Annotated in this window: 10 protein-coding genes; 9 read left to right on the forward strand and 1 reads right to left on the reverse strand. The window is 37.5% G+C overall.

Translation table 11 applies throughout. From position 1 onward, the window contains the following. Positions 1 to 156: 156 nt before the first annotated feature. Positions 157 to 1,410: a methionine adenosyltransferase gene (metK, locus tag FAF07_RS11565; RefSeq protein WP_142785248.1), complete on the reverse strand. Its 1,254-nt coding sequence runs from the start codon at positions 1,408 to 1,410 to the stop codon at positions 157 to 159. A 456-nt stretch (positions 1,411 to 1,866) separates the two neighbouring features. Between metK and ilvD the strand changes: the two genes are divergently transcribed. From ilvD to argC, 9 genes are all read left to right on the forward strand, one after another. Further along, on the forward strand, positions 1,867 to 3,546 hold the full coding sequence (gene ilvD / locus FAF07_RS11570) for a dihydroxy-acid dehydratase (protein ID WP_142785249.1): 1,680 nt from the start codon (positions 1,867 to 1,869) through the stop codon (positions 3,544 to 3,546). A gap of 71 nt (positions 3,547 to 3,617) precedes the next feature. Then, positions 3,618 to 5,351 (forward strand): biosynthetic-type acetolactate synthase large subunit, encoded by a 1,734-nt coding sequence (ilvB, locus tag FAF07_RS11575; RefSeq protein WP_142785250.1) that lies wholly within the window; start codon positions 3,618 to 3,620, stop codon positions 5,349 to 5,351. A 2-nt stretch (positions 5,352 to 5,353) separates the two neighbouring features. Further along, on the forward strand, positions 5,354 to 5,878 hold the full coding sequence (gene ilvN, locus FAF07_RS11580) for an acetolactate synthase small subunit (RefSeq protein ID WP_142785251.1): 525 nt from the start codon (positions 5,354 to 5,356) through the stop codon (positions 5,876 to 5,878). Between the two features lie 10 nt (positions 5,879 to 5,888). Continuing rightward, on the forward strand, positions 5,889 to 7,391 hold the full coding sequence (ilvC, locus tag FAF07_RS11585) for a ketol-acid reductoisomerase (protein WP_142785252.1): 1,503 nt from the start codon (positions 5,889 to 5,891) through the stop codon (positions 7,389 to 7,391). Between the two features lie 127 nt (positions 7,392 to 7,518). After that, positions 7,519 to 9,111, forward strand: coding sequence for an NADP-dependent glyceraldehyde-3-phosphate dehydrogenase (locus FAF07_RS11590; protein WP_142785253.1), 1,593 nt, complete (start codon positions 7,519 to 7,521; stop codon positions 9,109 to 9,111). A gap of 7 nt (positions 9,112 to 9,118) precedes the next feature. After that, positions 9,119 to 9,643, forward strand: a complete 525-nt coding sequence (gene azu / locus FAF07_RS11595; RefSeq protein ID WP_142785254.1) for an azurin — start codon at positions 9,119 to 9,121, stop codon at positions 9,641 to 9,643. Between the two features lie 636 nt (positions 9,644 to 10,279). After that, the gene (locus tag FAF07_RS11600; RefSeq protein WP_142785255.1) at positions 10,280 to 10,897 is read left to right on the forward strand and encodes a GNAT family N-acetyltransferase; all 618 of its coding nucleotides are present in this window, start codon (positions 10,280 to 10,282) and stop codon (positions 10,895 to 10,897) included. Then, positions 10,894 to 12,069 (forward strand): argininosuccinate synthase, encoded by a 1,176-nt coding sequence (locus FAF07_RS11605; RefSeq protein WP_142785256.1) that lies wholly within the window; start codon positions 10,894 to 10,896, stop codon positions 12,067 to 12,069. Before FAF07_RS11600 ends, FAF07_RS11605 begins: the two co-directional genes overlap by 4 nt. A 73-nt stretch (positions 12,070 to 12,142) precedes the next feature. Then, entirely contained in the window at positions 12,143 to 13,126 is a 984-nt protein-coding gene (gene argC / locus FAF07_RS11610) for an N-acetyl-gamma-glutamyl-phosphate reductase (protein WP_142785257.1), read from the forward strand. Positions 13,127 to 13,231 lie beyond the last annotated feature (105 nt).

Genomic DNA, 13,231 nt, shown 5'->3' on the forward strand with positions numbered 1-13,231 from the left:
AATCGTTTCAATATTTTATATCCGCCGTTACTGAAACAAGTTCAGCACAAGCAAACGAAATTAGCAAATTTCTCTCACAAATTCAAGTAAATAATTTCAATAAAAAAGCCTCATAAACTAAATTACAAGGCTTCAAAATTTTATAAAAATTAAGGATTATAACCCAAAGGCTTCTTTTACTTTATCCACATAATCCAGTTTTTCCCAAGTGAACAATTCAACATCTAAGGTGACTGATTCGCCGTTAGGTTGTGAAAATGTTTTAGTGACAGTTTCGTTTTCACGTCCCATATGCCCATAAGCAGCCGTTTCGCTATACATGGGAGAACGTAATTTTAAGCGTTCCTCAATGGCGAACGGGCGCATATCGAAAATGGCAGACACTTTTTCAGCGATTTCACCGTCGGTTAAATTAAAGGCACAGGTGCCATAAGTATCCACAAAAATACCCATAGGTTCAACCACACCAATGGCGTAGCTTACTTGTACTAGAATTTCATCGGCTACCCCGGCAGCAACTAGGTTTTTGGCTATATGTCTCGTGGCATAAGCGGCACTTCTATCTACCTTACTGGGATCTTTACCAGAAAATGCGCCACCACCGTGGGCACCTTTTCCACCATAAGTATCTACAATAATTTTACGACCTGTTAATCCGGTATCGCCATGAGGGCCACCTATTACAAATTTACCTGTTGGGTTGATGTGATAGGTAATATCATCGTTAAATAACACTTGAATGGCTTCTGGTAATTTTGCGACAACACGGGGTATTAATATGTCTACAATATCTTTCCTGATTTTGGCGAGCATCGCTTCGTCTTCATCAAAATCATCGTGCTGTGTTGAGACAACTATGGCATCAATGCGTTGTGGCACATTGTCGTCGCTATATTCAATCGTTACCTGACTTTTAGAATCGGGTCTTAAATAGTCTATGTCTTTATTTTCTCTGCGTAAGTCGGCAAGTTCTTTTAAAATGCGATGCGATAAATCTAAAGCCAAAGGCATATAATTTTCGGTTTCTTTGGTGGCATAACCAAACATCATCCCTTGATCACCAGCGCCCTGTTGCTCCTTGCTCGCTCTGTCCACGCCACGGTTAATATCGTCTGACTGTTCATGAATAGCCGAAAACACACCACATGAATTACCATCAAACATATATTCGCTTTTGGTATAACCGATTTTATTAATCGTTTCTCTTGCTATTTTTTGTACGTCTAAATAGGTTGTAGACTTTACTTCGCCAGCAAGCACCACTTGTCCCGTAGTAACTAAAGTTTCACAAGCGACTTTAGAATCTGTGTCAAACGCTAAAAAGTTATCAATTAAAGCATCGCTAATTTGATCTGCTACCTTATCTGGGTGTCCTTCAGAAACACTTTCCGAAGTGAATAAATAGGCCATAAATATATTTTATTTGAGGATTTGACGAGTACGTCCAAGGAAGTTTACACTGCCTTTAGCATTTTTATTTTATACTAAATTAGGTTTAGTATAAAAGAGGTTGCAATCAGTCAAATCTTTCCTCTGTTAATTGTCTGCAAATGTAAAAAAATAAAAGGAATTAGTAATTGTTCCGTCAGTTTTTTGGTAATTATAGTATAGAACAATATTTCAGTCAATATTTTTTCAATTTTGGGCATCATATAAAATATAATTTATATAATTGATATTCAGTATTTTATGTTGTTTTTCAATACACTGAATTTAACTCATGCCAAGAACAGTTTCATCTAATAAAATGCGAATCAATTAATTTCGAAACCTATACTGATTACGCCGTAATCTAAGCGAATAGAAACTATTATTTTTGAAAACTTATGGCGATAATGATTAAAGCAAAAACGATCCGCAATATAAATGAAGGAACTCAATAAATACAGTAAAACAGTAACTCAAGATCCAACGCAACCGGCAGCACAAGCCATGCTGCACGCTATTGGACTGACGGATGAAGATTTTTATAAACCTTTTATAGGTATTGCCAGTACGGGTTATGAGGGAAATCCTTGTAATATGCATTTAAATGATTTGGCAAAACTGGTTAAAAAAGGAACGAAAAATGAAGATATTGTAGGTCTTATATTCAATACCATTGGTGTGAGCGATGGCATTTCTATGGGAACTCCAGGAATGCGTTACTCATTACCATCACGCGATATTATAGCAGATTCTATGGAAACTGTTGTTCAAGCGATGAGTTATGACGGCCTTATCACGGTGGTTGGTTGTGATAAAAATATGCCAGGTGCTTTAATGGCCATGATTCGTTTGAATAGACCTTCAATTTTGGTTTATGGCGGTACTATAGATTCTGGATGTCATGAGGGCAAAAAATTAGATGTGGTCTCTGCTTTTGAAGCTTGGGGAAGTAAAGTGGCAGGCACCATGTCAGAAACTGAATTTAAAAGTATTGTACAAAAGGCATGTCCTGGCGCAGGTGCTTGCGGTGGCATGTATACAGCAAATACTATGGCCTCTGCTATTGAAGCTTTGGGAATGGCACTGCCATTTAATTCGTCTAATCCAGCATTGAGTGATGCTAAGAAAGCAGAATCTATAAAAGCTGGGGAGGCCATGCGTGTGCTTCTTGAAAGAGATATTAAACCCTCAGATATTATTACTCGTGAGTCATTAGAAAATGCCATACGCTTAATTACTATTTTAGGAGGCTCTACCAATGCCGTACTTCATTTTTTAGCGATTGCACGAGCGGCCCAAATTGACTTTACGCTTAAAGATTTTCAAAATATAAGTGATAACACACCTTTTTTGGCCGATTTAAAACCGAGCGGTAAATATTTAATGGAAGATGTGCATGCCGTTGGAGGCATTCCAGCTGTTTTAAAATATCTACTGAAAAAAGGGTTATTGCATGGCGACTGTTTAACCGTTACCGGAAAAACCTTAGCTGAAAACTTATTGGATGTGGGCGATTTATCCGAAGGGCAGGATGTTATAAAACCAATTGAAAAGCCTATAAAAATTTCTGGACATTTACGTATGCTTTATGGAAACCTAGCAACAGAAGGCAGTGTTGCAAAAATTACAGGAAAGGAAGGCTTAAGCTTTATTGGAAAAGCCAAAGTATTTGAAGGCGAATATGCCGCTAACGATGGGATTAGAGATGGTCTGGTAGAAAAGGGAGATGTGGTTGTTATTCGTTACGAAGGTCCAAAAGGTGGACCTGGGATGCCAGAAATGTTAAAGCCAACAGCAGCTATTATGGGCGCTGGATTAGGGAAGGATGTGGCATTAATTACAGATGGTCGTTTTTCAGGTGGTACACACGGTTTTGTAGTGGGTCACATCACACCAGAAGCTCAAGAAGGTGGCACCATTGCCTTTGTTAAAGATGGTGACATGATTACGATTGATGCTGAAACGAATAGTATTTCCTTGGAAGTTTCAGAGGAAGAATTGCAAAAACGCAGAGCAGGTTGGAAGGCGCCAAAATTAAAATTTGATCGGGGTGTCCTTTACAAATATGCAAAAACCGTATCATCAGCCTCCAAAGGATGTGTTACAGATGAATTTTAATATATGTATTGTCATTCCTGCCAATCCCGATAGCTATCGGGAAGGAATCTCATGAATTGAATTTGAGAACTATGAATACACAAACAGAAAATAAAACACAGACTACCATTGATAAAACCGATTGTATTTCAGGTAGCGAAGCTGTTATTAAATGCCTTTTAGCGGAAGGTGTAGATATTCTTTACGGATATCCAGGAGGCGCTATAATGCCTGTTTATGATGAGCTATTTAAATATCGAAATGAAATTCATCATGTTTTAACACGTCACGAACAAGGTGCAACGCACGCCGCTCAAGGCTACGCACGTATTTCCGGAAAGGTTGGCGTGGCTATGGCAACTTCTGGCCCTGGAGCCACCAATTTGGTGACAGGATTAGCAGATGCGCAGATAGATTCTACACCTATGGTATGTATCACTGGTCAAGTAGCCTCACACCTATTAGGTAGTGATGCTTTTCAAGAAACGGATATTATTGGTATTTCTACACCAGTAACCAAATGGAACCATCAAGTGACTAAAGCTTCTGAAATTCCGGAGGTGCTGGCAAAGGCTTTTTACATTGCAAAGAGCGGGCGTCCTGGTCCGGTTTTAGTGGATATAACAAAAGATGCCCAGTTCGAGGAATTCGACTTTAAATATGAAAAATGTACAGGGGTAAGAAGTTATAATCCTGTTCCAAAAATCGATAGCGCAGCGGTTTTAGAAGCGGCCAAATTAATTAATGCTGCAAAAAAACCTATGATTGTCTGGGGGCAAGGCATTATATTAGGTCAAGCTGAAGCTGAATTAAAAGCGGTCATAGAAAAAGGAGGTATACCCGCAGCATGGACCATTCTTGGTGCCTCTGCAATACCAACATCGCATCCTTTGAATATTGGCATGGTAGGGATGCACGGAAATTATGCACCCAATATGCTCACGAATGAATGTGATGTGTTAATTGCTATAGGAATGCGTTTTGATGACCGTGTCACAGGAAATTTAGATACTTATGCAAAACAAGCAAAGGTTATTCATTTCGAAATAGACCCTGCTGAAGTGGATAAGAATGTAAAAACAGATGTGGCGGTTTTAGGAAATGCAAAAACCAGTCTACAGGAATTATTGCCCCTTTTACAAGAAAAAACATATCCAGAGTGGCACAATAAGTTTAAGGATTTATACGCCATAGAATTTGAAAAAGTCATAAAGGATGATCTTCACCCAACAAAAGAAGGTTTGACCATGGGAGAGGTACTGAAAGAAATTAATATCCAAACCAACGGAAATGCTGCTATTGTTAGTGATGTTGGGCAACATCAAATGATTGCATGCCGATATGCCAAATTCAATAAAACGAAGAGCAATATCACTTCTGGCGGATTAGGAACGATGGGGTTTGCACTTCCTGCGGCTATCGGCGCAAAAATGGCAGCACCAGATCGAGAGGTGGTAGCCATTATTGGGGATGGTGGTTATCAAATGACTATTCAAGAATTGGGCACTATTTTTCAACAAAAAGTACCTGTAAAGATTGTGGTATTGAACAATGAGTTTTTAGGTATGGTACGTCAGTGGCAACAGTTGTTTTTTGATAAACGCTATGCCTCCACAGAAATGACGAATCCAGATTTTGTAGCCATTGCAAAAGGCTATTTTATTGACGCGCAGAAAGTCACCAAAAGAAAAGACCTGAAAGCTGCCGTTAAAGAAATGATAGACAGTGATGGTCCTTACTTTTTAGAGGTTCGTGTTGAGAAAGAAGCAAATGTGTTTCCAATGATTCCATCTGGGGCATCCGTTTCAGATATTAGACTAAGTTAATTATGGAAGAAGAATTATACACAGTAAGCGTTTATACCGAAAATAATATTGGATTACTTAATCGTATATCTGCAATTTTTCAGCGCAGACATATTAATGTCGAGAGCTTAAACACATCGGCCTCAGAAATAGATGGCGTGTCTCGTTTCACTATTGTTGTTCGGGTTACAGAAGATCAAATAAAAAAAATCATCGGTCAGATTGATAAGCAAATCGAAGTGATTAAAGCCTATTATCATCGTGATGAAGATACTATCTATCAGGAATCTTGTTTGTTTAAAATAAAGTCGGATCTATTATTCGAAGAGCGTCAAATTCAAAATATAATAAAAGAAAGTAACGCCCGTATAGTTACGGTCAATAAGGAATTTTTTGTGCTCGAGAAGTCCGGTAGAAAGGAAGAAATTGATTTGTTACACCGGGAACTCAGCGTCTTTGGGATTATGCAATTTACGCGCTCGGGTCGTATTGCGGTGACTAAAGAAGAAATGAAAATATCAAAAATGCTTCAAGCATTTAATCAATAAACCAAATACAATGAAAAATTATTTTAATACACTATCGCTAAGAGAAAAATTAGATCAATTATCAAAGTGCCGATTTATGGAATCGTCAGAATTTGAGGATGGTGTAGCTGCTTTAAAAGACAAGAAAGTCGTTATTGTTGGATGTGGCGCACAAGGATTGAACCAGGGATTGAATATGAGAGATTCCGGATTGGATATTTCGTATGCCTTGCGTGATGCTGCCATATCTGAAAAAAGAGCTTCATTTAAAAATGCAAGCGATAATGGTTTTACCGTTGGAACCTATGAGGAGTTAATTCCATCGGCAGATCTGGTTTTAAATTTAACACCTGATAAACAACATACTAGTGTGGTGAATGCCGTGATGCCCTTAATGAAACAAGGCGCGACCTTATCATACTCCCACGGATTCAATATCGTTGAAGAAGGCATGCAAGTCCGTAAAGATTTAACCGTGATTATGGTGGCACCCAAATGTCCTGGATCAGAAGTTAGAGAAGAATATAAACGTGGTTTTGGAGTGCCTACATTAATTGCGGTGCATCCAGAAAATGATCCAGAAGGAAAAGGTTGGCAACAAGCAAAAGCTTATGCTGTCGCTACTGGAGGAGATAGGGCAGGGGTTTTGGAATCATCTTTTGTTGCTGAGGTTAAAAGTGATTTAATGGGTGAGCAAACCATTTTATGTGGGGTGCTTCAAACCGGATCTATTTTGTGTTTTGACAAAATGGTTGAAGAAGGAATTGAACCTACCTATGCGGCTAAATTGATTCAATACGGATGGGAAACCATTACAGAGGCCTTAAAACATGGCGGTATTACAACCATGATGGATCGTTTATCCAATCCATCAAAAATTAAGGCTTACGAATTGTCTGAAGAATTAAAAAACATCATGAGACCCTTGTTTGAAAAACATATGGACGATATTATCTCAGGACATTTCTCTAAAACCATGATGGAAGATTGGGCAAATGATGATGTGAACTTACTAAAATGGCGCGAAGCTACGGGTCAAACCAATTTTGAAAAAACACCATTAACCAGTGAGCATATTTCTGAGCAGGAATATTTTGATCACGGCGTTTTAATGGTCGCTTTTGTGCGTTCAGGGGTGGAATTAGCCTTTGAAACTATGGTGAGCTCTGGTATTATTGAAGAATCGGCTTATTATGAATCGCTACATGAGTTGCCTTTAATCGCGAATACCATTGCGAGAAAGAAATTATATGAAATGAATCGTGTTATTTCTGATACGGCCGAATATGGTTGCTACTTATTCGATCATGCTTGTAAACCGTTATTAGAAGATTTTATGAAAAAGATCCACACGGAAGTTATTGGTAAATCATTTTCAGATTCAAACGCGGTAGATAATAAAGAACTTATTGAGGCTAATGATGTTATTAGAGCACACGAAATCGAAGCCGTTGGAAAAGTTTTAAGAACTGCCATGACAGCCATGAAAGTTATAAAAACAGATGTGCCTTCAGAATCTTCTGTGTTAGTTTAACAAGAGGCCAAACTTAAATCCAGAAAGCCCTGTTTTTAACATGGCTTTCTTATTTTTATACAGAATACGTTGTCAGCGTGATTATTTTAAATGACATTACTTTAGCTATTAACACGATATATAACTTATGAAATCTACATTTTCAAAAATCCCTCAGCAGTTTCAAATCGAAACCCTATTGCATCAGAAAAACTATTTAGTATCTGGAGAATTGAGAGACTGGGAAGGTAAAACAACAGAGGTGTATTCCACAATTTCTTCAACAGAAAACTATAAACCAACTTTACTGGGCACTATTCCAGAGTTAACAGAAAAGGAAGCTCTAGACGCACTCAATTCCGCATGCCTCGCCTATGATAAAGGACAAGGCTTATGGCCAACGATGAAGGTGGAAAGCAGGATTGCTTGCATGGAAAAATTTGTGGCACAAATGAAGACCAAGCGCGAGGAGGTTGTTAAACTGTTAATGTGGGAAATTGGCAAAAATCTGCCAGATTCAGAAAAGGAATTTGATAGGACCGTAGATTATATTTATGATACCATTGAAGCCTATAAACAAATAGATCGTGATTCCGCTAAATTTGAAAAGAATGATGGCGTGTATGCGCATATTCGTAGAGGACCATTGGGCGTTGTACTCTGTTTAGGGCCTTATAATTATCCGCTTAATGAAACATTCACACTACTCATTCCTGCGTTGATTATGGGAAATCCCGTAATTTTCAAACCTGCTAAATTGGGTGTATTATTGCTTTCACCGTTATTGGAAGCCTTTCAGAATAGTTTTCCAAAAGGGGTGGTGAATATTATTTATGGCCGTGGCCGCGTATTGGCAGCACCAATAATGAAATCAGGAAAAATTGATGTATTGGCATTGATTGGCAACAGTAAATCTGCCAATGCTTTACAAGAACAGCACTCAAAAAAAAACAGATTGCGATTGGTTTTAGGTCTGGAAGCAAAAAATCCTGCCATTGTTTTACCAGATGCCGATTTAGATCTAACGGTAGATGAATGCATTGCAGGAAGTCTTTCATTTAATGGACAACGTTGCACAGCCTTGAAAGTGTTGTATGTTCACGAATCTATAGTCGATGAATTTAATACGCGTTTTTCAAAACGGGTCGATGCCTTGAAATTTGCAAATCCGTGGGAACTTGGTGCTAAACTAACCCCGCTCCCAGAAGAAAATAAGCCAGCTTATATTCAGGAATTAATTGACGATGCTATTGAAAAAGGCGCTAAAATTTTAAATGAGAAAGGTGGTGAAACCACAGAGAACTTTATATTTCCTGCCGTTTTGTATCCAGTTAGCAAAGATATGCGGGTGTTTAAAGAAGAACAGTTTGGTCCCGTGGTTCCAGTCGTTTCTTTTTCAGATATTGAAGAGCCTTTAGATGATATGGCAGAATCTAATTATGGGCAACAAGTGAGTCTGTTCGGAAAAAACATTCATACCCTATCTCCCTTAATCGATACCTTGGTAAATTTGGTGTGCCGTGTAAATTTAAACAGCTCCTGCCAGCGTGGTCCAGACGTTTACCCTTTTACTGGCAGAAAAGATTCTGCTGTAAGCACCTTGAGTGTTCATGATGCCTTGCGTTCATTTTCAATACGAACTTTTGTGGCGTCAAAAGACAATGCATACAATAATGCAATTTTAACAGCGTTGCTTGAAAAGAAAACGTCCAATTTTATCAGTACAGATTATATTCTTTAAATTAAAAATGAAAAATCATTTAAAAATGACATTACCAAAGCAACTATCGATTCTATTAATAGCTATTCTTATCACGGCTTGTGGTGGTAAGAAGGAAGACAAGAAAGAAGGATTCTCCTATGAGAAAAAAACCGAAACTTCAGAAAAAGCAGAAAGCAACCCGAATGCTATTGTTTTAACATCCAACGATGCTATGCAATTCAATAAGAAAGAAATTGTTGTAAAAGCAGGACAAAAAGTGACACTAACTTTGAAGCACATTGGGAAGATGGACAAACAAGTCATGGGTCATAATTTTGTTTTATTAAAGCAAGGGGTAGACTTAAATGCTTTTGGAAATAAAGCAGCGGCTTTTGCTAATAATGCTTATATACCTATCGATACGGAAGATGTTATTGCGTATACCAAGTTAATTGGTGGTGGTGAAACAACAGTGATAGAATTTGATGCGCCTGCCACAGGCGAGTATGAATTTTTATGCAGTTTCCCAGGGCATTATGCCTTGATGAAAGGTGTATTTATTGTGGAATAATTTTATTGTAGAATCGGTTTAAGCTTTTTTCAATTGGCTACAAAATGCTCCTTCTCACCCTTTTTCGCCTTTTTGTTACTTCATAGCCCTGCTATGAAGTGCAAAAAAGCCTTTAAAATAAATAAAAATTAGCTATTTTTCGCTTCAATCAAAAAATTTTAAACCGATTCTACAATTGAATATTTAAAAGAACTCTTAATCTGGAGTTCTTTTTTTGTAGATATACTAGAATCTTATGCGGAATTCTAAAAAAAAGTGCTTTAAAAAATAAAATATGATAATTTTTATAAAAAATTCATAATCAAGCGATTGATAATTAAAATAAATTTATAGTTTTACTATATGAAACTTCAAGAAATTAAAATACGTTTTGCAATACCCGGTTTGCCCACGCGCAATCGCCGTCGCTTCTAATTTAAAAGAATTGCAAACTCAGTACGTCATTTTAATTTTATCCCAGTGTTCAATATTTTTCTCATAGCGTTTCAAAATTCAGTTAGTTTTTCAATTAATGCACAGCCTATGCGCCGTTTCTATCCTCGTCGCCCGTAAGGGTACACTTCTATTTTAGAACTAGGTGAGTCCAGTTCAACCTTCAAGAGAATAAAAATTAAATTAGAACTAAAAACAAATACAATGGACGTTGTAATTGCCAATAAATCACATAGTAAATACGCAAAAATTATTTGCGACACTATTGCAGAATCAGCCAGTGTAAGAGGAACCGGTATTGCAAAACGAACGCCAGAATACATTATCACAAAAATGGAAAATGGCAATGCTGTTATTGCTTTAGATGGTGATGTGTTTACGGGGTTTTGCTATATAGAAGCCTGGGGCCATGGTAAGTTTGTTGCCAATTCCGGTCTTATTGTGCATCCAGATTATAGGGGACAAGGTTTGGCAAAACAGATTAAGCATAAGGTATTTCAGCATTCAAGGATCAAGTTTCCGAATGCTAAGGTATTTAGTATTACAACGGGCTTAGCAGTAATGAAAATGAATAGCGATTTGGGCTATAAGCCTGTCACCTTTTCAGAATTAACCGATGATCAATCCTTCTGGGATGGCTGTCAAACCTGCAAAAATTACGATGTACTGACACGAACCGATCAAAAAATGTGTTTATGCACGGGGATGTTATTCGACTCAAATTCACAAAAGGAACCAGAACATAGAGAAATTAAAGCACGTGTCTTTAATAGATTAAAACGAATCAAGGAATCTTTATATCTAAAAAAATCTAAGAAATGAAAAAATTAGTCATAGCATACAGTGGCGGATTAGACACCTCATACTGTGCGGTGAGTTTGTCGAAAGAATATGATGTACACGCAGTGAGCGTCAATACAGGAGGTTTTACAAAAGATGAAATAAAGACCATTGAAGCTAACGCTTATAAAATGGGTGTGTCTACCTACAAAAATATAGACGCTGTTGCCACCTTTTATCAAAAAGTGGTAAAATATTTAATTTTTGGAAATGTCCTAAAGAATAATACCTACCCCTTATCGGTAAGTGCAGAACGCATTATTCAAGCCATAGAAATCGTGGAGTATGCAAAAAGTATTGATGCCGAATATATAGCACATGGAAGTACGGGAGCAGGAAATGATCAAGTGCGTTTCGATATGATTTTTCAAACCCTAGCACCAGAGATTAAAATAATAACCCCTATTAGGGACGAAAAGTTAACCAGACAGGAAGAAATTGAATATTTGAAGGCGAACGGTATTGATATGTCTTGGGAAAAAGCAAAGTATTCGATAAACAAAGGACTTTGGGGAACTAGTGTTGGTGGCTCTGAAACATTAACATCAGAAAAACCATTACCAAATGAGGCGTACCCTTCTCAATTAAAACACACGGAAGATGAAAAAGTAACATTAACGTTTTTAAAAGGCGAATTGGTTGCTGTAAACGGTATTGAGAATGACCCTGAAATTAATATTGAAGTCCTGAATAATTTGGCATCCCCGTATGCTATTGGCAGAGACATTCACGTTGGCGATACCATTGTAGGTATTAAGGGGCGTGTTGGTTTTGAGGCTGCTGCTGCTTTAATCACTATTAAAGCACATCATTTATTGGAGAAACATACGCTAACGAAATGGCAACTTCAGCATAAAGACTATTTATCCAGTTTCTATGGCATGCATTTACATGAAGGGCAGTATTTAGACCCCGTGATGCGAAACATGGAGGCATTTTTGAAAAGCAGTCAAGATATGGTTACTGGTGATGTCATTGTAACCTTGAAACCTTATCATTTTTCTTTAGATGGAATTTCTTCAGAGCACGATTTGATGAATACCAAGTTTGGAAGTTACGGTGAAGAAAACACAGGATGGACGGCAGACGAGGCCAAAGGCTTTATAAAAATTCTTGGGAATCAGAATAAAATCTATCAACAGGTAAATTCGTAGTTGGTAATTGACCTGCAAGGTTTTAAATAGCTTGTAGGTCTGAAAAAAGAAGTATAGAAATAGAAATGTAGAGATGAAAAAAATAAAAGTTGGAATAATAGGTGGCGCGGGATACACGGCAGGAGAATTAATCAGATTATTGATTAATCATCCAGAAACTGTCATTGATTTTGTTTTTAGCACTAGTAATGCTGGTAATAAGATTAGCAAAGTGCACCAAGATTTGGTGGGCGATATGGATTTGAAGTTTACTAACACGGTTAACCCCGAAGTAGATGTCTTGTTTTTATGTTTAGGTCACGGTAATTCGGTCAAGTTTTTAGAAAACCATACATTTTCTGAGCAAACAAGAATCATTGACTTAGGAAATGATTTCCGATTAAAAAGCGATAAGGTGTTCCAAGGAAAAAGCTTCGTTTACGGTCTGCCAGAATTACAAAAAGAAGCTATTAAAAGCGCACAATATATTGCTAACCCAGGATGCTTTGCAACAGCTATTCAATTGGCGTTGCTACCACTTGCAGAAAAAGGGTTGTTAAATAACGACGTTCATATTAATGCTGTAACGGGTGCAACGGGTGCCGGCACTTCTTTATCTGCAACCACACATTATACCTGGCGTGATAATAATTTTTCGTATTATAAACCTTTTATGCATCAACATTTAGGGGAGATTAACCAATCGGTTAAGCTATTACAGAACACTTTTTCTTCTGAAATTCTTTTTATGCCGAATAGAGGAAATTTTTCCAGAGGTATTTTTGCAACTATGTATACCGATTTTGAAGGAACACTTGAGGAAGCAAAAGCTATTTTTAAAGATTTTTATAAAGATGCCAAATTTACATTTATTTCAGATGACGATCTGCATTTAAAACAAGTGGTGAATACCAACAAATGTTTCATCCATTTGCATAAACATAACAACAAATTATTAATTACGAGCATTATAGATAATCTTTTAAAAGGCGCTTCGGGACAAGCCGTTCAAAATATGAATTTGATGTTCGGCTTAGAGGAAACAACTGGATTGCGATTAAAAGCGACTTATTTTTAATCCTCCCCTAACCCCTCCAAAGGAGGGGAACTCTTACTCAAATCTAAGTTTCAGACCTACAAGGTTTTTGAAACCTTGCAGGTAGTAACGAGGGAAGCACTTTCT

Origin of the sequence: Changchengzhania lutea (genome assembly GCF_006974145.1) — a bacterium.
Taxonomy (GTDB): Bacteria; Bacteroidota; Bacteroidia; order Flavobacteriales; family Flavobacteriaceae; genus Changchengzhania; species Changchengzhania lutea.

What these genes read in the sequence shown, in the direction of transcription:
- metK (WP_142785248.1), bottom strand. Translation starts at nt 1,410, where the DNA reads ATGGCCTATTTATTCACTTCGGAAAGTGTTTCTGAAGGACACCCAGAT.
- ilvD (WP_142785249.1), top strand. Translation starts at nt 1,867, where the DNA reads ATGAAGGAACTCAATAAATACAGTAAAACAGTAACTCAAGATCCAACG.
- ilvB (WP_142785250.1), top strand. Translation starts at nt 3,618, where the DNA reads ATGAATACACAAACAGAAAATAAAACACAGACTACCATTGATAAAACC.
- ilvN (WP_142785251.1), top strand. Translation starts at nt 5,354, where the DNA reads ATGGAAGAAGAATTATACACAGTAAGCGTTTATACCGAAAATAATATT.
- ilvC (WP_142785252.1), top strand. Translation starts at nt 5,889, where the DNA reads ATGAAAAATTATTTTAATACACTATCGCTAAGAGAAAAATTAGATCAA.
- FAF07_RS11590 (WP_142785253.1), top strand. Translation starts at nt 7,519, where the DNA reads ATGAAATCTACATTTTCAAAAATCCCTCAGCAGTTTCAAATCGAAACC.
- azu (WP_142785254.1), top strand. Translation starts at nt 9,119, where the DNA reads ATGAAAAATCATTTAAAAATGACATTACCAAAGCAACTATCGATTCTA.
- FAF07_RS11600 (WP_142785255.1), top strand. Translation starts at nt 10,280, where the DNA reads ATGGACGTTGTAATTGCCAATAAATCACATAGTAAATACGCAAAAATT.
- FAF07_RS11605 (WP_142785256.1), top strand. Translation starts at nt 10,894, where the DNA reads ATGAAAAAATTAGTCATAGCATACAGTGGCGGATTAGACACCTCATAC.
- argC (WP_142785257.1), top strand. Translation starts at nt 12,143, where the DNA reads ATGAAAAAAATAAAAGTTGGAATAATAGGTGGCGCGGGATACACGGCA.